Consider the following 19,478-nt stretch of genomic DNA (forward strand, 5'->3'; position numbering starts at 1 on the left):
TCTTTCAAGAAAGTTCTGATTGACGAAAACGCAGTACCCACGAAATTGGTGGCAGAGCGTAGGAACGCGCATGACCATTCATCCGACCGCAATGGAGCGTGACCCACAGGCAATTAAGGAGGGCGTCAGGCTTCCATGTACACAATTCCCAGAGGGGCTCCGCCGGGTGAGGCTGAAGGATCCGTCATGGTGTGCCGGAAGATGGCTGGTCAGTACTTTCTTTAGACCTACGTTTTCCACCATACGGGAACCGCTCACCGTGTGACAAGACCGCTTATCCCGGATATGGAACATGAACGGCGGAGCATGCAGCAATCGCCGACAGACCCCGCCGCCCTTAGAACACTTCTATTTACGCCGCGAATTCAGGCCTGACCTGATCTGAAGCTAGATTCACTAGTTGTTCGCCGAGCGCGGCTTCCAGAGTCTGGAGCAGCTGCTGGCCCTGCTGTAACCCGGCGAGATTTTCTAATTCGTCATAATCGCAGCGGTGGTCATAAAGCTCGTAATCGCTGGTGCCGAAATACTTCGTTAGTCTTCCCTCTGCGGTGACCACCGAACGGATGCGCACAGGAGCGCGAAGTCCATCCAGAGAAAATGGCTGGTCTTCCTCAATCAGCAAGGCTCTATTCTCCTTCCCCAGCCCCAACTGGCCTTCTTCCACCAAGCTCTGGCCCTGGATGCCCCTGAAACCCGGGACCTGCGCGAGGTCCATGAAGGTCGGCGCCAAATCGGCACTGGATACGAGCTGATTGCTACGCCGTTCCGTGGCCTGTCGAGGCATGTGGATCAGCAAGGGCACGCGAGTTACTGCGCGGTAGTGGACGAAATGCTTGAGCATCAACCCATGATCACCGAAAAGGTCACCATGATCCGAGGTGAAGACCACGATGGTGTTTGCAGCTTGGCCGGTTTCTTCCAGGGTATCCAGCACTCGTCCGACCTGCTCGTCCATGAATTCGATCAGGCCGTATTGCGCCGCGGCCGCCAGACGGTACTGCTCCTCGGTCACCGCAAAAGACATAGTCGGGTCAGCGTTGGGCTCTCCCCGGCGCTCGAGCATTTTTTGGATATGCGCCGGCGAGCGCGAGTGGTCCTGGTCGAAGCCCACCGGCAATGAAAGGCTCGCAGGATCGTAACGGTGCGCGTATTCATGCGGCGGGGCAAATGGATGGTGCGGGTCCGGGAAGGATACGAACATGAAGAAGGGATCCTCCTGCTCCGCTGCCTGACGGATCCTGCCGGCGGCCTTGTCCCCGATATATCGGGTAGGGTGCACCTCAGCGGGAATCGAAGACGCGTACACCTGCTCCCAGCTTTCCAGGACCTTGCTGCCAGCCACAGGTCCCCCCAGCTGGTCAGGGTCGACACCGCGTTCGCGGGCCCAGTGCTCCCAGTGCCCGCCCGGCGCGTCTCCGTGCCCGATGACCAGATCGACATCCTGGTAGCCGTAATAGTCATCGGGCAGGGGCAGGAAGCCAGCTGCATGGCGCGCGCGGTTTTCCCATTGGTCCCAGCCTGCTTCGCGCCGGCGCGAATAGGCATCCGCGACGCCCGTGTCCATCAGCTTGGGTGCGCTGGCTTTGATCTGGTCAAGTTGCTCCGGTTCGAAATCCCAGCCCATGCTCTGGTGGTGCAGCTTGCCCACGGCCGACGTGCGGTAGCCGCAACGGGCCAGCTGGCGTACGAAAGTGGATGCTTCGGGGTCCACTGGGATCCCGTTGTACTGCGTGCCATGAGCACTGGGCCAGCGTCCGGTGAGCAAACTGGCGCGGTTGGGCATGCAGGTAGGGTTCGCCACGTGCACGTTCTCGTACACCGTGGAGCTCTGCGCCAGACGATCCAAATTCGGCGTGCGCACTTCACTGTTACCGTAGGCGCCCAGATGGTCGGCTCGCAGCTGATCGGCGATGAACACCAGGATGTTCGGGCGCGCAGCCCGCTCCGGGCTCATGCTGCGGACTTCCGGATAAGCGAGAGCACTTCGGTGCGCAAGCCGGAGAAGGCCGGTAAGGCCCGGGTGCCGATCTGGTCACGGGGTTGTGGCAGTTCAACCGGCAGAATTTCCAGGACGCGGGCCGGTTTGTTCCCGATGGCGACAATCCGATCGGAGAGGTACACCGCTTCGTCGATATCGTGCGTGACCAGCAGAATCGTCATGCCCAGCTCGTCTCGGATTTTCAGGCACAGGTCCTCGAGTTCGAAGCGGGTCTGCGCGTCCACCGAGGCGAAAGGCTCGTCCATGATCAGGATTTCCGGGCGATAGGCCAGGGCGCGGGCGATGGCTACGCGCTGCTGCATGCCGCCGGACAGCTGCCAGGGATATCGTTTGGCCGCGTGGGACAGGCCCACCTCGTCCAGCGCCTCCTTGGTCCTGGAGCGCATTTCCGCGGCCGGCAGATGCAGGTGGCGCAGGGGCAGCTGCAGGTTTTTCTCCACGGTCAGCCAAGGCATCAGGGATCGGGAATAATCCTGGAACACCAAGGCCATTTCAGGTGGCGGGCCGGAAACCTGGCGCCCGTCGATCTTCATAGTCCCGCCACTGGAGGGTTGCAGGCCGGCCAAGCATTTGAGCAGGGTCGTTTTGCCGACACCAGAGGGGCCGACGATGCAAACGACTTCACCGGCATTGACCGAAAAAGTCAGGTCCTCGATGACTTCAACGGCCTTCGGACCGGAGCCGTAGGTCTTTGCCAGTCCTTGGACTTCAAGCCGGGCGACGGCCGCTTCAGCGGATTCGGTTTGCGCTGGGGTGTGGATGGTGGAGTTCACGATACTTTCTCCATTTTCTTGGAACCGATATACCAGGCCAATGCCCGGTTCTTGACGAGGTCGAACAGGATGTTGCCCAGGAAGCCGACTAGCCCGAGCAGCAGGATCCCAGCCCACATGTCGGCGGCCATGAAGGTCTGCTGCGCCAGCAGGGTCATCGCTCCGATGCCCTGGGCGGTGCCCATCATTTCCGAGGCGATCATGACGATGAAGGCCACCAGCAAACTCACTTGCATGCCTGCGGCGATCTGCGGTCCGGCCGAGGGCAGATAGACGGAGAACAATCGGTCCTTGCGGTCCAGCTGGTAGACGGTGCATACATCCTTCAGCGATGAATCCACTGCCTTGATCCCGTCCATCGTGGCGATCAGCGTCGGGAATACCGCTGCGATCACAATCGACGAAATGCGCATCTGATCGGTGAAACCTACCAGCGTAATCAGGATCGGCACCAGCGCTACCGGCGGGATTCCGCGCAACAGGTGCAGCGAGGGTTCGAACTGGGCACGCAGCAACGGCACCGTGGCAAGCACGAAGCCGAGCACCACGCCCAGCACTGCGGCCAGCAGGAAGCCGAGCACCAAATTGCGCAGGCTCGGGACGATGTCGCTGGCGAAATGCTCGAAGAGCCATAAATCAGCAAAGTGGGCCAGAATCTCGCCAAGCGGCGGGAAGAACGGGCTGGTCGACTGGCTGGAGAGCTTGAACCAGGCCAGGATCAGCAGCAGCGGCGTCGCGATGGACAAGATGATATTGAACAGGTGGCGTTTCATTTCGCTTCCTTCCGGAACGCGGGGTGCCAATGCAGCACCCGCCGCTCGATCGCGCCGGACAGGTTCTGGGCCAGCAGACCGAGCACCCCGAGCACCAGCACCAGGGCGTAGGTCCGAGGGAAGTCCCCTGCGGCTTGGGACTGGTAGATGGCACTGCCAAGTCCCGGGGCACCACCCAGCAGGCCGGCGACCACGACAATAATCAGCGCTGCCGGAGCTCCGATGCGCACCGAGGTGCCGATATAGGGAGCAGCCGAAGGCAAGGTGATCCGCAGCAGCCGCTCGGCGCGGCCCATTCCGAAGGAACGCGCGGTATCCATGGCTACCGGGTCAGTGTCGTTGACTCCGGCGACAACCTGGATGGTGGTGGCCAAGACGGTGCCAATCATCACCAGCACCAGGGCCATGGTGCTGGTCGGCCCCCAAATCATCACGCACAGCGGCAGCACGACAATCGGCGGGATGGGCTTGAGGAATTCGGTCATTGCTCGGGAGGCATGGCGCAACCAGTCGACGGTGCCCAGCAGCAACCCGAGCAGGATCCCGGCGGCCAACGCGATCACCATGCCTAATGCGGCAAGCCAGATAGTTGTTGCCGTTTCTGCCCAGAATTCGGGATCACCGATCAAGCGGGCCAGCTCGCTGGCTGTGGCACCGACGCTGGGCAGGCCACTGCCGAAGGTCCCGCGTAGTGCAGCCAGTTGCCAAAGGCCCAGTAAAAGCAGCGCGCCGAGCAGCCCCAATCCGAGCTTGATTGGCGCCGACTCGTAGTCCAGCTGCCAGACCGCGGTGCGCGGGCTACTCTGATTCGAAGATAAGCGATTCATCGAGACCCACCTCCTGTTTCAGGTAGCCGAGCTTTGCCAGCTTCGCGTCGACGCGTTGCAAGTCGGCGATGTCCACCTCGGTTGGCCAGTAGGAATCGGCACCGTTCTTAATGGTTTCCAGATCGATGCCGGTGATCTCGGCCGCCTTGGACTTCATTTCTTCCATGTTCTCGTTGGCGTAGGCATTCGCCTTGTAGATGGCCCGCTGGAATGCGGCCATGCGTTCACCATCGCCGCTGACCTGCCCGGCTCCGGCTACCCAGAGGCCTACCGCGCCATCTTCGAAGAACTCGACTCCCGGGCTACCTAGCAGCTCCATGCCCTCGGACTTTGCGTTGTTGGTAAAAGGAGCTACCAGCCCGGCTGCGTCAACGCGGCCTTGCTGCAGGGACTGCAGGGAACTGGCCGGGTCCAGCACCATCCAATTAATGCTCTCTGGGTTTCCCCCGTCCTTTTCCACCATGTCGGCTACGGTAACCTCGATCTGAGCCTTGCGCGCCGGCACGGCGATCTTCTTGCCAGCCAGGTCCCGGGCCCGGGAAATGCCGCTGTCCGGCTGGATGTACAGCCCGGTGTCATCCACCGAATCGGACTCCATGGAATCAACGGCGCCTTCAGCGTAGCCATCCGCTGCGGCGATGACCGACAGCTTGACATCCTGCGACAGTGCATTGAGCAGCGGGATGGACGGAGTGTAGGCCACATCCAGTTGCCCGGATTGAGCCGCCGCGATTCCGGCAGGCGGATTGGCGACGACCGTGGTTTCTACTTCCAAGCCTTCTTCTTTGAAGTAGCCCTCGTCAATCGCGGTCTGGATAGCTGCATCGGAACTAATGCCGATGATGCCGATAGTGAGCTTCTCGTTGTTGTTGCCGCTGCCGCTATCAGCGGAGCAGGCAGCCAGGGAGGTAGTGATGGCGAGCAGGGCGGCTGCTGCCAGAGTTCGTTTTTTCATGTCATTTTCTCCGGATATTTCTCAGTTGGGCGAGTCGAGCCGATGCACTATGTCGCCATTGACGATGGTGTGGGTCGTGGGATTCTGATGTAGTTGGCGCACATCCTCGGACAAGGGGTCTCGCAAGATGCACAGGTCGGCGAGCTGGCCGACCGCAATGCGCCCCTTGTCGTTCTCTGCATGGTCCTGCCATGAGGGAGTCTGGGTCATCATAGCCAGCGCCTGGGCCAAATTGATCCGCTCAGCTTCTCCTGTGCCAGCGCCTGCACTCGTATCCCGGGTAACGGCCGCGATGACACTGTTGCGCCAATCCGGATCGGTAACCGGTGCATCCGAAGCCAGCGAGGCTGCGACGCCCAGCTCGGCCGCGGTTGCCAGCGGCTGCTGCTGGGCGAAGCGCTCCGGGCCGAGCAAGGCAAGTTGCAATGCCCCCGCATCTGCGCGGATCTTGGGATTGGTGCTGTACCCCATCCCCGCGCGCTGCACCCGTTGGAGCAGCTCCGGCTCGCGGAAGGCTCCGTGAATGATGTAGTGCCTGCGATCCCGGACCTGCCCTGCGTCGCCGAGATGCTCCACCGCCTCGATAAGCGCTTCTGTGGCAGCATCGCCAGTGACGTGCACACCCGCTTGCAGACCAGCCGCATCGATCTCGGCAATGATCTGGCGGAATTCGGCCACTTTCTGCTCGTCGTCTTCGCCCTGCAGGACCAGAGCGCCGTGCCCGTGCCCGCAAGGCAGCTGGTATTCGTCGTGGAACCAGGATGTACCCGAGCGCGGGATGCCGTCGGCGAAGACCTTGACCCCGGCAATGCGCAGGCGCAGCGGGTCGATGCCGTCGGTGGCAGTCGTCAATTTGCTGGCCAACCCCCGGCGCACCGCCTGCAACGATTCGCCACCGGTGCCGGTGAACAGCAGCAAGGCATTGATGCGCAAGCTCAGTTGCCCGTCCCGGGCCATGCTCGCCAGAATCTCCAGGGACTGGGTGCTGCAGCTGGCGGCCATCAATGTCTTGCCGCCCGGCCCGAGGCCCGGCTCGGTGAGCGAAGTGATCCCGCAGGCGTGCAGCTCCTGCTGGTGCTTGGCAAAGGCCTCGCGCAATTGCTCTTCTGCGAATTCCGGCAACCCGTTATTGACCAGTTGCATGGCGGCATCACCAAAGAGCCCACTAGGCGACCCATCGGGCAGCCGTCCGATAACGCCGCCGGGAACAGGTGCTGAGATGCGTTGGAGCCCTAGAATCCCAAGAGCCACGGCGTTGACCATCACCTGGTGCCCGGTCTTGTCGAAAGCGACGACCGGCCAGCGCTTGTTGGCCGCGAGGACGGCACTCGCTCCGTCGGAGCCCAGGCTGGCTTCATCCCAGTGCGCGGCCCTGATCCATCCGCTGGCGTCGGGTTCGGCATTCTCCAGGAGGTCGGCCACCTCGTCCCAGTCCGCGGCACCGGCCACCGAAAGGTGTGCGTGGCGGATCATCGCGCTGGCCGAGAAATGCAGGTGGCCGTCGTTCAGTCCTGGAAGGATGGCTCCGCCCTGCGCATCGATCACCATAGTTTCCGGGCCAGCCAGCTGGAGCAGCTGATCGTCGCCCACGGCGATAATCCGCCCGTCGCGAATTGCTACGGCCGTGGGACGCCCGACACGTTCGACTGCATCGCATTGTGCCGACAGCCCGATATCCGGGACAACTCCCGAATGGACTATCAGCTGGGCAACGTGATCGACCATGATTCCCTCTCCTTTGAAGACTGCGCCAGCATGTGACTTGCGCAACAACTTCAAGTAGTATGTCGTATGACTTAGTCATTTGACCAGCTTTGGCAACAAATTAATTTATTTGACTTCCACGAAGGGCTTAGGCCTATCGGCTAGAGTCCAAATGGAGAGTAGTTTTCGGGACGGGAATCATGGCGCGCATATCAGTAGAAGACCGCAGCAGGCAGTTCATCGAGGCGGCCGCACGCGTGATCGCTTCTGAAGGAATTGCTGCTGCCACTACCCGGCGCATTGCCACTGAAGCTGGCGCCCCATTGGCGGCCTTGCACTACTGCTTCCGCAGCAAGGATGAGCTGCTGGACGAGGTATACAACCACTTGAGCCGGGACTATGCACGCGAGCTCGATCCAATCCCGGAGAATGTCGGTCTGGCCGAAGCCGTGGACTTGCACATCCGCCGCGTTTGGCGGCGCATGCTCAACGCCCCGCACGAGCAGGTCACCACCTTCGAACTGTTGCTGCGAGCTACCCGGCTGGCCGATCCAGAAGAGATCGAGAAATCGAACAGGATCAACCGGTCGATGTACGACGCTTGGGTCTGCTCGACCAGCGCCGTTTTCCGGGACGCGGCCGAGCGTTCCCAACTCAAGGTCAAGACGGATCTGGACACCGTAGCGCGGATGCTGATCGCCAGCATCGACGGGATCAACCTCCAGCACATCTCCGATCCTGATCTGGAACGTTCCGCCCGACTCATCGACCAGCTTTGCACGAGCATCAAGCACATGCTGATCCCTGCCAACCCAGAGCAGATAGCATGAGCGCCTGCTGCGCTCCGCAGCGGACTGGATCGCAGCCCGGAAACCACCCAGGGCCCACTGCCGAGGAATCCGGAACGGATACGGCGCCCCGATCCACTGGCCTTATCAGCCTTCCCGGCGGCGAGTTCATGATGGGCGACCATTTCGACGAAGGCTACGCGGCCGATGGCGAACTGCCCGTGCATCGGGTCAAGGTCGATGCATTTACCATGGATGCCACTCTTGTCACCAACGCCGAATTCGCCCGTTTCGCGGACGCCACCGGCTACCGCAGCGAATCCGAGCGGCTGGGCTACTCCGCGGTTTTCCACGCCTATCTTGCAGCACCCCGCCAAGACGTGCTCGGCCCAGCCGGAGGTGCGCCATGGTGGCTCGGTGTCCGCGGTGCCAGCTGGCGCAACCCCGCCGGCTCCCAGTCGAATTGGCAGGATATCCCCGAGCACCCGGTCGTGCAGGTTTCTTGGAACGATGCACAGGCCTATTGCAAATGGAGCAGGCGTTCCCTGCCAACGGAAGCGCAGTGGGAGTACGCCGCTCGTGGCCTGGTCCCCGGGCAACGCTATGCCTGGGGAAATGAGCTGGCTCCAGGGGCGGTGCACCAGTGCAATATCTGGCAGGGCAGTTTCCCCGAATCAAACACCTTGGAAGACGGCTATTTGGGTACTTCCCCGGTGGGCACCTATCCGCCAAACCCGGTGGGCCTGTTCGATATGGCAGGCAACGTCTGGGAGTGGTGCCAAGACTGGTTCCTGCCCAAGTACTACCGCAACAGCCCGGTGGGCAATCCCCAGGGGCCGACCATCGGTCAAGGCAGGGTCATGCGCGGAGGCTCGCACTTATGCCATGACTCGTACTGCAACCGGTACCGGGTTTCGGCGCGAAGCAGCAATACTGCCGATTCTGCTAGCAGCAACACCGGTTTCAGGACCGTTGGCTCGGGACCTTAGTCGCGCGTCTCGCCAAGATCGGCAGGTCTCAGGCAAAATGAAAGCATGGCATCACCAACTTCAGCACTGGGCAGGGTCCGCACCTTCGAGGCGTTAGATGAGAAGACCACCGCGCGGCTACGCCGCGCGCTGGACGAGTCGGATGACACGACCGTGTTCGTCAACGGCACCGCGTTGAAGTTGCCCAAAGAAGCGCACCAGGCGCTGATCGAGGTGCTTTCACGGTTTGCAGATGGCGAGTCCGTCAGCATCGGCACACCCGAGCTGCTCCTTAATACTTCCCAAGCAGCCCAAATGGCCGGGATTTCCAACAGCTACCTGCGCAAGCTGGCCGATGCGGGGATTATTCCGGTGGAATACCGTGGAACGCATCGCAGCATTCGCCCAAGCGCCATCCAGTCTTGGCTGGATTCCCGCACCGAAACCGAGAAGTGAGCCAACCAGCCGGCGAATACGCCAGCGGCCCGCAGGAAGTCGGGTGATGGGATCGCCTGCTGATCAGGGTCCCGGATTATTCCCTGTTCGCATGGATGGGCGCCTCCCGGTCTTGGGTATTTCCGGGCTTCGGCGGGCTGCGTCGATTTGCTGGTCCTCTTGGTCCGGCAGTGCTGGCTGGCCGGGAGCTAACCGCGAAACCTTTCCGAGAAACTTCACGGCCGCGTCAATGCGGCGTTGGGCCAGCTGAAGATTGAGGAACGCAACGCCTCGCCTGGAGCAAAGAATCACGTGGTTGAAAACTCAGCTCTTGCCAAGCCTTGAATTTCCTGCTGGAATACCAAAGTATTCTATTTGAAAACAATTCTTGTGCCGCACCCAGCGCAGGAACCCCGCTCCCCCGCCCCGGGAGCCTTGCCGAGGAGAACCATGACCACCGCATCAGAACCGCTGACCACTTCGCACGAATCCTTGCTATCCGAGCGCGCGGCCGGAATCAAGCAGTCCGCGGTGCGCGACGTATTCGAGCTCTCCTTGGACCCTTCCCTGGTCTCCCTGGCCGGAGGCAACCCCTACCTGCAGCTGCTCCCGCTGGAAAAGGTCGGTGAAATGGCCCGGCGCATCATCGTCGAGCAGGGCCCCGAAGCATTGCAATATGGCTCCGGACTTGGCACTCCTGAACTGCGTGCACAAATTATCGATGTCATGGCAGCTGAAGGCATCACGAACGTGGGGGTCGAAGATGTCGTGGTCACCAACGGCTCCCAGTCAGCACAGGACATGGCCTGCAAGGTCTTCTGCAATCCCGGAGACACTGTGCTCTGCGAAGATCCGACCTACGTCGGGGCCCTGAATACCTTCGAGGCCTACCAGGTGTCCGCCCGCCCCGTGGGCACCGATGCAAATGGCTTGATTCCTGATGCCTTGCGTGCGCGCATCGCCGAATTGCGCGCCGCCGGCGAGCGCATCAAATTCCTCTACACCATCCCGAACTTCAACAACCCATCAGGGATCACTCTGGCGGCCGAACGCCGCCAGGAAATCGTGGACATCTGCCGCGAAGCCGGCATCCTGATCCTGGAAGACAACCCGTACGGAATGCTGCGCTACGAAGGAGCCCCTGCGCCCACCCTGCGGAGTCTGGACCCGGAAAACGTCATCTACATGGGTTCCTTCTCCAAGATCTTCGCGCCCGGCCTGCGCATCGGCTGGGCCGCGGTCCCGACCCACCTTTTCCGCCGCTTCTACCTGGCCGGCGAGGCGGTAGCCCTGTGCCCACCGACCTTGAACCAGATGATCATCAGCGCCTACCTCAACGAGCATGACTGGAAGGGGCAGATCACCAAGTACAACGACCTGTACCGTTCCCGCCGCGACGCGATGCTCGAAGCATTGGCCAAGTACCTGCCGGCAGGTGTCACCCACACTCGTCCCGAAGGCGGCTTCTTCGTCTGGTTGACCTTGCCTGAAGGCATTGACACCTACGCGCTGCTGCAGCAGGGCGTGAAGGCCGGGGTCATTTTCATTCCAGGCGCGGCATTCAGCCCGAGCGGGCAGGCCGACAACAAGCTGCGCTTGGCTTTCTGCTCCGTTGACGAGAGGACCATCGACGAAGGCGTCCAGCGTCTGTCGGGCCTGCTCAAGAACGAGATCTCCAAACTCTAAGTCCGGAGGCTTGTACCGGGAGCTCACGGCCCGGTACAAATGGCCGCTCTTTCATCCTTGATGGGAAGCTTGCTGTCCGCCTCCTGGCCAAGTCCGCACAGATCCAAGCCGGGGCTGGATCTCCGGCTAGCCCTGCGCAATCCGTGATTCCACGGAAATCTCAAGCAGCTTCTGCTCGGTCGCTTTCAAGACACGGTGCGCAGGCCATATCGCCCGCAGCTCGCGCAACAGCGCCGGCCCATCAAACGGGATCTCGACGAGCAGCCCCTGCTCCAACTGGCTCTCTACCGCCAAATGGCTGAGCACAGCGGGCCCCATTCCGCGCGCCACGCACTGGCAAATCGTTGCGTTCGAGTTGAAGACAGCGACCGGATTCGGGCGTTCGGCATGGGCAATGTAATCCAAGAATGCCCGGGTGCCGGAGCCTTCCTCGCGTTCTATCAGCGCCGTGCTTTGCAATTCGTGCAGGCTCAGCGGTTCCTTCCGTTGTGCCCAAGCATGTGAAGGCGACGTGACCACGAGCATTTCATCGTGAAGTACCTGCCGGCTTTTCAGGCCCAGAGGAATGTGCGGGGTTTCCACGAATCCTAGTCCCAATTCCTCCTGCTGCACTGCACGAATAACGTCATGGGAATTCATGATCTTCATTCGAGGGATGACTCGTGGCAGGGCGCGATGCAGTAGTCCGATCCAATTTGGCGCCAAGAATTCTGCCACCGTCATGCTGGCTCCGAATTCCAGCTCTCCCTCTCCGGTTTCAGCCAGCGAGCGCGCGCCAGCGGCGAAGGCTTCCAGGCTGGACAGGACTTCACGAGCCCACTGGACAGTCAGCACTCCCTCTGCCGTCAAGCGCGATCCGGTGGTCTTGCGTGCCACAAGCTGGTATCCCAGCCGGCGCTCCAACGTTTTCAATGCGCGGGTCGCATTTGGCTGCGCCATCCCGGCCGCACGGGCACCGGCGCTCAGGCTCCCGTGATCGGCGATGCCGACCAGCAACTCCAATGAGGAGGGTTGAATCCAGCGGGCAATGTCTTCGAGAGATGACGAGCTGCTTTCCATATCATGATCATATGTCCGCGATAGCAAGAAGTGGTATACCGCAATTCGCCAAGCCGGAGAAGAATTATTTCCATGCACGACTCCACAAGTCCCGTCGAAGAATCTGCCATCTCCAAACCTGACCAGTCCGGACATCGAAAACCTGCTTCGCGTTTTGCTCCTGCTCTTCCGGGACTGCTCCTCTGCCTTGCCGCCGGCATCTTGTGCATGTTCGCCAGCCGCTACATCCATGGCCTGAGCGCCCTGCTGCTAGCTATCCTGCTCGGTGCGCTGTGGCGCAATCTTGCCCCGGTCCCGCAGGCTTTTGCCCCCGGCACGGCAATTGCCGGCAAGAAGCTGCTGCGCCTGGGCATTGTGCTGCTGGGCTTGCAGCTCTCGCTGGGCACCATCCTCGGCCTGGGCCCCGGGGTACTGCTGGTGGTGGCCCTCTCGGTTGGCATCACGTTCTTGGCCACCTTGTGGATCGGCAAGAAGCTCGGCATGGATCTGCCGCAGCGCCTGCTCATCGCCACCGGCTTCTCCATCTGCGGTGCCGCCGCGGTCGCAGGCGCAGAGAACGTCGTCAAGGCCAAGCAGGATCAGGTCGCCACCGCGATCGGGCTGGTAGTGCTCTTCGGGACATTGATGATTCCGCTCATGCCCGCGGTGGGCTTGCTGCTCGGGCTGGATGAACGCAGCATCGGCATGCTCATCGGCGCGTCCACCCATGAGGTCGCACAAGTCGTCGCCGCCGGCGGTTCGGTAGGTGCCGGCGCCTTGGCCGTGGCGGTGACCGTCAAGCTGGCCCGGGTGGTCCTGCTGGCTCCAATCATTGCCGGCGTCGGCGTCTACATGCGGCGGCGCCAATCGGTGCAAGGCGGCAAGAACCCGCCACTGGTGCCGCTGTTCGTGCTCGGGTTCCTGGCGGCAATGCTGCTGCGCACCACCGGGCTGGTTCCCGAGGCGTGGCTTGCAGTTGCGGCCAGCGCGCAGACGCTCCTGCTTGCCGCGGCCATGTTCGCCTTGGGGCTCGGGGTCCACCTGCGCAGCATCGCAAAAACCGGCGGACGTTCATTGCTGCTGGGGTTGCTGTCCACCGTGGTGATCATCGCCGTGTCGATCGGCGGAACCCTGCTGTTCCCGCCGGCCTAGGCATGGCAGCTAGGTGATCCCGCCGCACCTATTTCGCGCTCCAGCCGCCATCCATGGTGTAGGACGCTCCGGTCACCATGCCCGCGGCATCCGCACTGAGCCAGGCCGCCAGCGAAGCGACTTCCTCTGGCTCAACGAGGCGCTTGATGGCCGATTCGGCAAGCATGATCTCCTGGATGACATCCGACTCGTCAATGCCATGCGAATTCGCTTGATCGGCAATCTGCCGCTCCACCAACGGGGTACGCACATAGCCCGGGTTGATGCAGTTGCTGGTGATCCCGTAGTCGGCACCTTCCAATGCAGTGACCTTCGACAGTCCCTCCAACCCGTGCTTGGCCGCAACGTAGGCGCTCTTGAACGCACTGGCCCGGAGCCCGTGGATCGAAGAAATATTGATGACGCGGCCGAAGCCGCGCTCGCGCATGCCGGGCAGTGCTGCCCGGATCAACAGGAACGGCGACTCCAGCATGAGCCGATGAATCAGCCTCCAGGCTTCGGGGTCGTACTCATGGATTGGAGCCACCCTTTGCACGCCGGCGTTGTTAATCAGGATGTCGGTATCCACGCTGAGATCTTCCAGCGACGCGGTATCCGAAAGATCCACGGCCCATGCTTTTCCGCCAAGCTCGCGGGCCGCTTCTTCAGCGGCCTGTTCATTGAGGTCGGCAATCGTCACGGTGGCACCGGCGTCGGCCAATGCCCGGGCACTGGCCAGGCCTATGCCGGAGGCGCCACCGGTAACCAAAGCGCGGCGCCCCTTCAGCCCTTGGGGCCATGGGCCAATTTGTTCCGCCATTGCGCTCATCCTCTGCTCGGCTCCCCTGCGGCTTCCAGTTGCGATGCCCGCAGCTTCGCGCAGGTCTCTGTGATTCAAACTAGGCTCCGCCAGGAATCCGGTCAACGGCATTTGCTGTGCAGATTCCGCAGGTCAATGTGCAAGCATGCACAGCGGCTTCTGCCGGTTGCGCGTTTGCTGTGCGCTGGAAGCTAAGCTGGCTCTCGAAGGCTATTCTCACTTCCAAGAGCCAAGGACATGGTAGGCAATGACGACTTCCCCGATACCTGCGACTCCCGCCGAGGTCCCGATCCGCAAAGCGGCCAGTGTTTTGCTGCTGCGCGAGGCAGCTGGCGGGTTTGAGGTTTTCGTCCAGCATCGCGTGAACACCATGGACTTCGCAGCCGGCATGGTGGTTTATCCCGGCGGCCGAGTTGATGCCCAAGACGGCCAAGCGGTGGCGGCAGGAGAGCTGGATCCCGCCTTGCTCAGCGAGCACGCCCGGCAATGGGCGCGCACCTCGATCCTTGGGGAAGGACCAGATCGCGCGGAGCATCTGGCCGGGGAGATCCTGGCCGCAGCACGTCGTGAAGTCTTCGAGGAGACAGGGCTGCTGCTGGATCCTGGCCAACTGCGCCCCTGGGCCAATTGGGTCACCCCAGCCGGTTTCCCGCGGCGGTTCGATACGTACTTCTTTGTCGCGGCCTTGCGCCCCGGCCAGGAACCAGTCCACCAGACCACCGAAGCGGTGATCTCCACATGGATCAGTCCCCAGGAGCTCTTCGCTTCCCTGGAACGCGGCGAGATTAAAATGATGCGCCCCACCCAGCGCACCTTGCGGGATGCGATGGAGCAGGGCAGCATCGAGCAGATCATTTCCAGCGAGCCGGCCATCTCATCGGTTCATCCGGATCCCCGCGATTCCCTCTCGGGAAACGCTGTGCGGAATTCGGAAAAGCAGTTCAACGCCTGATTGCCACCGATCAGGATTCCAGCAGCGTGCGTCCGACGATGAGCGACATGATCTCGTTGGTGCCTTCCAGGATCTGGTGCACGCGCAGATCCCGGGTGATCTTCTCCATCCCGTAGTCCGCGAGGTAGCCGTAGCCACCGTGCAGCTGGATAGCGCTGTTGGCGGCGTTGAATCCGGCGTCCGTGGCCATCTTCTTGGCCATCGCGCAGAGGCGGACGCGGTCCGGGCTCTTCGCGTCCAGTGCGGCGGCGGCACGGCGCAGCAAGGAGCGGGCGGCTTCCAGCTCCATGTCCATTTCGGCCAGCTTGAAGACCAGCGCTTCCTGTCTGGTCAGCGGTCCGCCGAAGGCCTGGCGCTCCTTCAAATACAGCGCCGACTTCTCCAGCGCGCTCTGCCCGCCACCCAGCGAGCAGGCCCCGATGTTCAGGCGGCCGCCATTGAGTGCCTGCATGGCCATGGAGAATCCCTGGCCTTCCTCGCCCAGCAGGTTGGCGGCGGGAATGCGCACGCCTTCCATGATCACCTGGCGAGTGGGCTGCGCCTTCCAGCCCATCTTCTTTTCGTTCGGCCCGAAGCTCAGGCCCTCGGCATCCCCGGGAACAAGGAAGGCGCTGATGCCGCGCGAACCGGTATCAGCGGTACGGGCCATGACGATGTAGAGCGCCGAGCTTCCAGCTCCCGAGATGAATTGCTTGACGCCGCTGAGCACATACTCGTCACCGTCCTTGCGGGCACGGGTTGACAGGGCCGCCGCATCGGAGCCGACTCCGGGCTCGGTCAGGCAGTAGGAGCCCAGGTCGTCCATGGCGGTCATCGATGGCAGCCATTTGGCGCGCTGCGCGTCGTTGCCGAAGGTGTCGACCATCCACACGACCATGTTGTGGATGGAAATGTAGGCGGCCAAGGTCGGGTCGGCCTTGGCGAGTTCCTCGAAGACCAGCACCGCATCGCTGCGGCTCAGACCGGATCCGCCATGATCTTCAGAAACATAGATTCCGCCCATGCCCAGCTGTCCGGCTTCGGCCAGCACATCCACCGGGAAGTGCTGTTCCTGGTCCCACTTCAGGGCATTGGGAGCAATCCTGGTCTCGGCGAAATCATGGACCATCTCGATCAACGACTTCTGGTCTTCGCTTACTTCAAACAACACCGGCTCCTTTGCCTGCACCTTGCGTCTTTGACCTCAGTCTATGTGACGCAAGATACAACGAGGGCCAATAGGATGAGTTCCGAAGCATTCATTTCGAAAGAGTTGGGCTAACCGCATGCAAATCCGGACAAGCACCGCCGGGGATTGGCCTGGGATCTTCGGCTTCTACCGCAAAATCATGGATGAGGGACAGACCTACGCCTTCCCCCAAGGCCAAACCCTTGAAGAAGCCCGCCCCTGGTGGATGGAGACGCTACCAGGGCAAACGGTCGTTGCCGTGGCAGATGGCAGGATCATAGGCTCGGCCAAGATGGGGCCAAACAAGCCCGGACGGGGAGCCCACATCGCCACCGCGTCCTTCCTGGTCGATCCGGAATGCCGCAATCGCGGCGTGGGACGAGCACTGGGCGAATACGTGATCGACTGGGCCCGGCAGGAAAATTATCACGGCATCCAGTTCAATGCGGTCGTCGAGACCAATGAGGCTGCAGTGCGTCTATGGCAATCGCTGGGCTTCAAGATCCTGGGCACCATTCCGGGCGCCTTCAACCATCCGACCAAGGGGCTGGTGGGCCAGCACTTCATGTTCCTGCCGCTGCGTCCTGCTGCTCCACCTGGCCATTAGCCGCGCGCGTCGAACCGCTCACGGGCAGCGAGCACTTTGGGCACATGCTCCTCGGACCACAGGCGCAGGATTTCCATGGGTTCCAGGATCCCGCGTCCCAAATCAGTCAGCTCGTAGTCGACCCGCACCGGCACCTGGGCATATACGGTGCGCTGCACCAACCCGTCACGCTCCAGGTTGCGCAGGGTATTGGTGAGCACCTTCGGGGTGACCGCGCCGATGCGCTGGCGTAATGCAGAGAAACGTTGCGGGCCGCCAGCCAGGGACAAGAGGACCAGCGGAGTCCATTTATCGCCTAGGCGCTGCATGATTTCACGTGAAGGGCATTGCTGCACGAACACGTCAAAAGAGCCATGGCTATCCATGAGGAAACCTAGTTTCGTTGTAGTGGGCGGTATCTAAAAGATACCATTGTGCCGGACCCAATTTCCCAAGGAAAGAGAACACCATGAAGATTGCAGTTTACGGAGCTACCGGCATGGTCGGCTCGGAAGTCGTTGCCGAAGCCATTTCACGCGGCCATGAGGTCACCTCGGTCTCCCGTTCGGGCAAGGGAATCGACGGAAGCACCACCGTGGCCGCCGAGCTGGGCGACGGGGCAACCTACCGCGACCTGGGAAAGAACAACGACGTGCTCGTCATTGCCGTACCGCCATCGCGCACCGGTGGCGACCACCAGGAATACCTGGATGCCTTCGAGCAGATCACCGAAACCCTGGTCCCAGCCCGCCTGCTGGTTGTCGGCGGCGCCGGCGCTACCGAGGTAGACGGCGTCCGCCTGGTCGACACCCCGGGCTTCCCGGAGGAATACAAGGCCGAAGCCACCACCTGCGCCGAGGTCTACGACATGTTCACCTCGGTTTCCGGCATCACCTGGACCGTCGCGGCTCCAGCCCCGGTGATCATGCCTGCACGCCGCACCGGCAGCTACACCCTGGGCACCGATTCGCCAGCAGGCGACTTCGTTTCCTCCCAGGACTTCGCCGTGGCCATCCTCGATGAAATCGAAACCCCGGTCCACCAGAACCGCCGCATGACCGTGGCCAGCGAAAAGTAGATCCCTCGCGCAGTGCCGCTAGCCAGGTTTCGTCGGATCGGAGCGATTCGCTCCGATCTGACGAATGCGTTCCAGATGGCTAGAGTTGGTTTGGTCATCACCACTAGTTCATCGAGGTAAGCCCTTCCCCATGCAACGAAACTCGCGCGCGTCCAGGATCCTTGGCTGCGCTATCGCGCTCCCGCTCCTTGGATCCCTTCTAGCCAGCTGCTCGGCAGGTGCAGGACCCGATTCCCCCGCAGAGGAGGCGAAGCCGGTTGCCGGCGGCACCCTGGTCTATGCTTCGGGCGACGCCGAGCCGGCCTGCCTGGATCCGCATGTGGGCGGCAACTACCCGCAAGCCCTGGCAGCAAGCCAGTACCTCGAATCCCTGTTCACCAAGGATGCGGACGGGAAGATCATCCCGTGGCTGGCCGAAAGCACCGAAGTTTCCGAGGACGGCCTGACTCGCACCATCACCCTGCGCGATGGGATTTCCTTCACCGACGGCACGAAGCTCACCGCCAAAGCCATCGAAGCCAACATCGAGCACCTGAAGGATCCGAATACCGCGTCCTCCACCGGCTACCTGGCCGTGGGCAAGGTCGTGGATATCGAGATCGCCGATGAGCTCACCGCCAAGCTGACGCTCTCCGCCCCGGATAACGCGCTGCTGGAATCGCTGTCCATGCCATGGACCGCCATCGAATCCCCCAAGGCGCTGGAACGCGACCAGGCGACCAACTGCGCCTCACCGGTAGGCACCGGCCCGTTCAAGGTCGAATCCTGGGAGCACCAGAAGGCCGTGAACCTGGTCCGCAACGAAGACTACGTGCCGCCGGTCAAGAACACGGAGCGCTCCGATTCCAAGGCCTATCTGGAGGCCATCACCTGGCGCTTCATCCCTGAGGCCGCCACCCGCTACGCAGCCCTGGTCTCGGGCGAAGTCGATGTCATCGACAACGCGCAGCCGGACACCATCGCCACGGCAAAGCAGGACGGCTCGCTAGGCCATCTGGACGCCCCGCGCCCGGGTGCTTCCAACCGCCTGGAGCTGAACAGCTCCAAGGCGCCATTCGATGACCAGCGCGTGCGCGAGGCCTTCATCCGTTCCGTGGATGCCAGCGCCGGCGTCAAGGCCCTCTATTTCGGCACCACCGAGCGCAGCTACTCGCTGCTGTCGTCAGCCGAGCCGCTGGGCTACTCCGATGAATCGCTGTTCGGCACCGATGCGGCCAAGGCCAACGCGCTGCTCGATGAAGCAGGCTGGAGCGAACGCGACGCCGAAGGCTACCGCGTGAAGGACGGCAAGCGCCTGTCGCTGGACTTCCCGGTCTCCACCAACCAGTCGGTTCCTGCCGAGCAGTCCCTGTTCGAGCAGTTCCAGGCCCAGGCCAAGGCCGTGGGCTTCGAGGTGAAGATCCAGCTGCTGGACCTGTCCAGCTGGTACGGCGCCCTGGCCAAGCACGATTACAATCTGGTCTCGGCTCCCTACACCAAGGTCGGCCCGTCGGTGCTGCGCATCCTGTACCACTCCGACTCGACCGTCCCGGCGCCATCGGGCTACTTCGCCAACAACGCGCAGGTGAAGAACGAGAAGCTCGATGGGATCCTGGCCCAGGCCGAAGAGGCCAACGATGAAGCCCAGCGCGCTGCGCTGTACGAGCAGGCCCAGAAGCTGGTCCTGGAGGGCTACTACGTGCTGCCGCTCTACGACCAGCAGAACCACTTCCTCTACGGCAAGAACGTGCACGGCATCGGCGCCACCACCGCGGTGTCTTCGCCGGTCTACTACGACACCTTCATCACCAAGTAGCA

Annotated in this window: 19 protein-coding genes; 9 read left to right on the forward strand and 10 right to left on the reverse strand. The window is 62.1% G+C overall.

The features are described from left to right. Positions 1-352: 352 nt before the first annotated feature. The 6 genes from ACFVHU_RS06455 to ACFVHU_RS06480 are packed head-to-tail and all read right to left on the reverse strand — an operon-like array spanning position 353 to position 7,052. Positions 353-1,954, reverse strand: coding sequence for a sulfatase (locus ACFVHU_RS06455; protein WP_388023251.1), 1,602 nt, complete (start codon positions 1,952-1,954; stop codon positions 353-355). Continuing rightward, positions 1,951-2,772 carry an ABC transporter ATP-binding protein gene (locus ACFVHU_RS06460; RefSeq protein WP_332499324.1) on the reverse strand — a complete coding sequence of 274 codons (822 nt, stop codon included), beginning with the start codon at positions 2,770-2,772 and terminating at the stop codon, positions 1,951-1,953. Before ACFVHU_RS06460 ends, ACFVHU_RS06455 begins: the two co-directional genes overlap by 4 nt. Next, on the reverse strand, positions 2,769-3,545 hold the full coding sequence (locus ACFVHU_RS06465; protein WP_388023254.1) for an ABC transporter permease: 777 nt from the start codon (positions 3,543-3,545) through the stop codon (positions 2,769-2,771). Before ACFVHU_RS06465 ends, ACFVHU_RS06460 begins: the two co-directional genes overlap by 4 nt. Next, the gene (locus ACFVHU_RS06470) at positions 3,542-4,372 is read right to left on the reverse strand and encodes an ABC transporter permease subunit (protein WP_332499320.1); all 831 of its coding nucleotides are present in this window, start codon (positions 4,370-4,372) and stop codon (positions 3,542-3,544) included. Before ACFVHU_RS06470 ends, ACFVHU_RS06465 begins: the two co-directional genes overlap by 4 nt. Continuing rightward, positions 4,344-5,327: an ABC transporter substrate-binding protein gene (locus tag ACFVHU_RS06475; RefSeq protein ID WP_359185397.1), complete on the reverse strand. Its 984-nt coding sequence runs from the start codon at positions 5,325-5,327 to the stop codon at positions 4,344-4,346. The genes ACFVHU_RS06470 and ACFVHU_RS06475 overlap by 29 nt, the downstream gene beginning before the upstream one ends. A 21-nt stretch (positions 5,328-5,348) precedes the next feature. Further along, positions 5,349-7,052: an amidohydrolase gene (locus tag ACFVHU_RS06480; RefSeq protein ID WP_332499318.1), complete on the reverse strand. Its 1,704-nt coding sequence runs from the start codon at positions 7,050-7,052 to the stop codon at positions 5,349-5,351. A gap of 179 nt (positions 7,053-7,231) precedes the next feature. Here ACFVHU_RS06480 and ACFVHU_RS06485 point away from each other — a divergent pair, with 179 nt between their 5' ends. The 4 genes from ACFVHU_RS06485 (at position 7,232) to ACFVHU_RS06500 (ending at position 10,908) form a co-directional block, all read left to right on the forward strand. Then, positions 7,232-7,861, forward strand: coding sequence for a TetR family transcriptional regulator (locus tag ACFVHU_RS06485; RefSeq protein WP_332499316.1), 630 nt, complete (start codon positions 7,232-7,234; stop codon positions 7,859-7,861). Continuing rightward, on the forward strand, positions 7,858-8,808 hold the full coding sequence (locus tag ACFVHU_RS06490) for a formylglycine-generating enzyme family protein (protein WP_359185392.1): 951 nt from the start codon (positions 7,858-7,860) through the stop codon (positions 8,806-8,808). The genes ACFVHU_RS06485 and ACFVHU_RS06490 overlap by 4 nt, the downstream gene beginning before the upstream one ends. 45 nt (positions 8,809-8,853) lie before the next feature. Continuing rightward, on the forward strand, positions 8,854-9,243 hold the full coding sequence (locus ACFVHU_RS06495) for a helix-turn-helix domain-containing protein (protein ID WP_388023259.1): 390 nt from the start codon (positions 8,854-8,856) through the stop codon (positions 9,241-9,243). 429 nt (positions 9,244-9,672) lie between these two features. Next, on the forward strand, positions 9,673-10,908 hold the full coding sequence (locus ACFVHU_RS06500) for a PLP-dependent aminotransferase family protein (protein WP_388023262.1): 1,236 nt from the start codon (positions 9,673-9,675) through the stop codon (positions 10,906-10,908). Positions 10,909-11,034: 126 nt separating this feature from the next. Here the strand turns inward: ACFVHU_RS06500 and ACFVHU_RS06505 are convergent, their stop codons facing one another. Next, the gene (locus ACFVHU_RS06505) at positions 11,035-11,967 is read right to left on the reverse strand and encodes a LysR family transcriptional regulator (protein WP_332498846.1); all 933 of its coding nucleotides are present in this window, start codon (positions 11,965-11,967) and stop codon (positions 11,035-11,037) included. 72 nt (positions 11,968-12,039) lie between these two features. On the opposite strand from ACFVHU_RS06505, the gene ACFVHU_RS06510 reads away from it, so the two are divergent. After that, positions 12,040-13,098: a YeiH family protein gene (locus tag ACFVHU_RS06510; protein WP_388023266.1), complete on the forward strand. Its 1,059-nt coding sequence runs from the start codon at positions 12,040-12,042 to the stop codon at positions 13,096-13,098. Between the two features lie 28 nt (positions 13,099-13,126). Here the strand turns inward: ACFVHU_RS06510 and ACFVHU_RS06515 are convergent, their stop codons facing one another. Next, on the reverse strand, positions 13,127-13,897 hold the full coding sequence (locus ACFVHU_RS06515) for a 3-hydroxybutyrate dehydrogenase (RefSeq protein ID WP_388023275.1): 771 nt from the start codon (positions 13,895-13,897) through the stop codon (positions 13,127-13,129). A 247-nt stretch (positions 13,898-14,144) separates the two neighbouring features. Between ACFVHU_RS06515 and ACFVHU_RS06520 the strand changes: the two genes are divergently transcribed. Next, on the forward strand, positions 14,145-14,849 hold the full coding sequence (locus ACFVHU_RS06520) for an NUDIX domain-containing protein (protein WP_332488883.1): 705 nt from the start codon (positions 14,145-14,147) through the stop codon (positions 14,847-14,849). 10 nt (positions 14,850-14,859) lie between these two features. On the opposite strand, the gene ACFVHU_RS06525 is transcribed toward ACFVHU_RS06520, so the two are convergent. Next, positions 14,860-15,996 carry an acyl-CoA dehydrogenase family protein gene (locus ACFVHU_RS06525; protein ID WP_332488881.1) on the reverse strand — a complete coding sequence of 379 codons (1,137 nt, stop codon included), beginning with the start codon at positions 15,994-15,996 and terminating at the stop codon, positions 14,860-14,862. Between the two features lie 118 nt (positions 15,997-16,114). On the opposite strand from ACFVHU_RS06525, the gene ACFVHU_RS06530 reads away from it, so the two are divergent. Then, positions 16,115-16,624 (forward strand): GNAT family N-acetyltransferase, encoded by a 510-nt coding sequence (locus ACFVHU_RS06530; RefSeq protein WP_332504326.1) that lies wholly within the window; start codon positions 16,115-16,117, stop codon positions 16,622-16,624. Here the strand turns inward: ACFVHU_RS06530 and ACFVHU_RS06535 are convergent. Beyond that, positions 16,621-16,989, reverse strand: coding sequence for a helix-turn-helix domain-containing protein (locus ACFVHU_RS06535; protein ID WP_105656244.1), 369 nt, complete (start codon positions 16,987-16,989; stop codon positions 16,621-16,623). The two genes, ACFVHU_RS06530 and ACFVHU_RS06535, sit on opposite strands and share 4 nt — an antisense overlap. A gap of 83 nt (positions 16,990-17,072) precedes the next feature. On the opposite strand from ACFVHU_RS06535, the gene ACFVHU_RS06540 reads away from it, so the two are divergent. Both ACFVHU_RS06540 and ACFVHU_RS06545 read left to right on the forward strand, forming a co-directional pair. Beyond that, entirely contained in the window at positions 17,073-17,681 is a 609-nt protein-coding gene (locus ACFVHU_RS06540; RefSeq protein WP_332488877.1) for an NAD(P)H-binding protein, read from the forward strand. A gap of 130 nt (positions 17,682-17,811) precedes the next feature. Then, positions 17,812-19,476, forward strand: coding sequence for an ABC transporter substrate-binding protein (locus tag ACFVHU_RS06545; RefSeq protein ID WP_388023281.1), 1,665 nt, complete (start codon positions 17,812-17,814; stop codon positions 19,474-19,476). The last annotated feature ends 2 nt before the right edge of the window (positions 19,477-19,478 follow it).

The organism is Glutamicibacter sp. NPDC127525, from assembly GCF_042672105.1.
Lineage (GTDB): Bacteria > Actinomycetota > Actinomycetes > Actinomycetales > Micrococcaceae > Glutamicibacter.

Coding starts and splice junctions, on each gene's coding strand:
- ACFVHU_RS06455 (WP_388023251.1), bottom strand. CDS start 1,954: ATGAGCCCGGAGCGGGCTGCGCGCCCGAACATCCTGGTGTTCATCGCC.
- ACFVHU_RS06465 (WP_388023254.1), bottom strand. CDS start 3,545: ATGAAACGCCACCTGTTCAATATCATCTTGTCCATCGCGACGCCGCTG.
- ACFVHU_RS06470 (WP_332499320.1), bottom strand. CDS start 4,372: ATGAATCGCTTATCTTCGAATCAGAGTAGCCCGCGCACCGCGGTCTGG.
- ACFVHU_RS06475 (WP_359185397.1), bottom strand. CDS start 5,327: ATGAAAAAACGAACTCTGGCAGCAGCCGCCCTGCTCGCCATCACTACC.
- ACFVHU_RS06480 (WP_332499318.1), bottom strand. CDS start 7,052: ATGGTCGATCACGTTGCCCAGCTGATAGTCCATTCGGGAGTTGTCCCG.
- ACFVHU_RS06485 (WP_332499316.1), top strand. CDS start 7,232: ATGGCGCGCATATCAGTAGAAGACCGCAGCAGGCAGTTCATCGAGGCG.
- ACFVHU_RS06490 (WP_359185392.1), top strand. CDS start 7,858: ATGAGCGCCTGCTGCGCTCCGCAGCGGACTGGATCGCAGCCCGGAAAC.
- ACFVHU_RS06495 (WP_388023259.1), top strand. CDS start 8,854: ATGGCATCACCAACTTCAGCACTGGGCAGGGTCCGCACCTTCGAGGCG.
- ACFVHU_RS06500 (WP_388023262.1), top strand. CDS start 9,673: ATGACCACCGCATCAGAACCGCTGACCACTTCGCACGAATCCTTGCTA.
- ACFVHU_RS06505 (WP_332498846.1), bottom strand. CDS start 11,967: ATGGAAAGCAGCTCGTCATCTCTCGAAGACATTGCCCGCTGGATTCAA.
- ACFVHU_RS06510 (WP_388023266.1), top strand. CDS start 12,040: ATGCACGACTCCACAAGTCCCGTCGAAGAATCTGCCATCTCCAAACCT.
- ACFVHU_RS06515 (WP_388023275.1), bottom strand. CDS start 13,897: ATGGCGGAACAAATTGGCCCATGGCCCCAAGGGCTGAAGGGGCGCCGC.
- ACFVHU_RS06520 (WP_332488883.1), top strand. CDS start 14,145: ATGACGACTTCCCCGATACCTGCGACTCCCGCCGAGGTCCCGATCCGC.
- ACFVHU_RS06530 (WP_332504326.1), top strand. CDS start 16,115: ATGCAAATCCGGACAAGCACCGCCGGGGATTGGCCTGGGATCTTCGGC.
- ACFVHU_RS06535 (WP_105656244.1), bottom strand. CDS start 16,989: ATGGATAGCCATGGCTCTTTTGACGTGTTCGTGCAGCAATGCCCTTCA.
- ACFVHU_RS06540 (WP_332488877.1), top strand. CDS start 17,073: ATGAAGATTGCAGTTTACGGAGCTACCGGCATGGTCGGCTCGGAAGTC.
- ACFVHU_RS06545 (WP_388023281.1), top strand. CDS start 17,812: ATGCAACGAAACTCGCGCGCGTCCAGGATCCTTGGCTGCGCTATCGCG.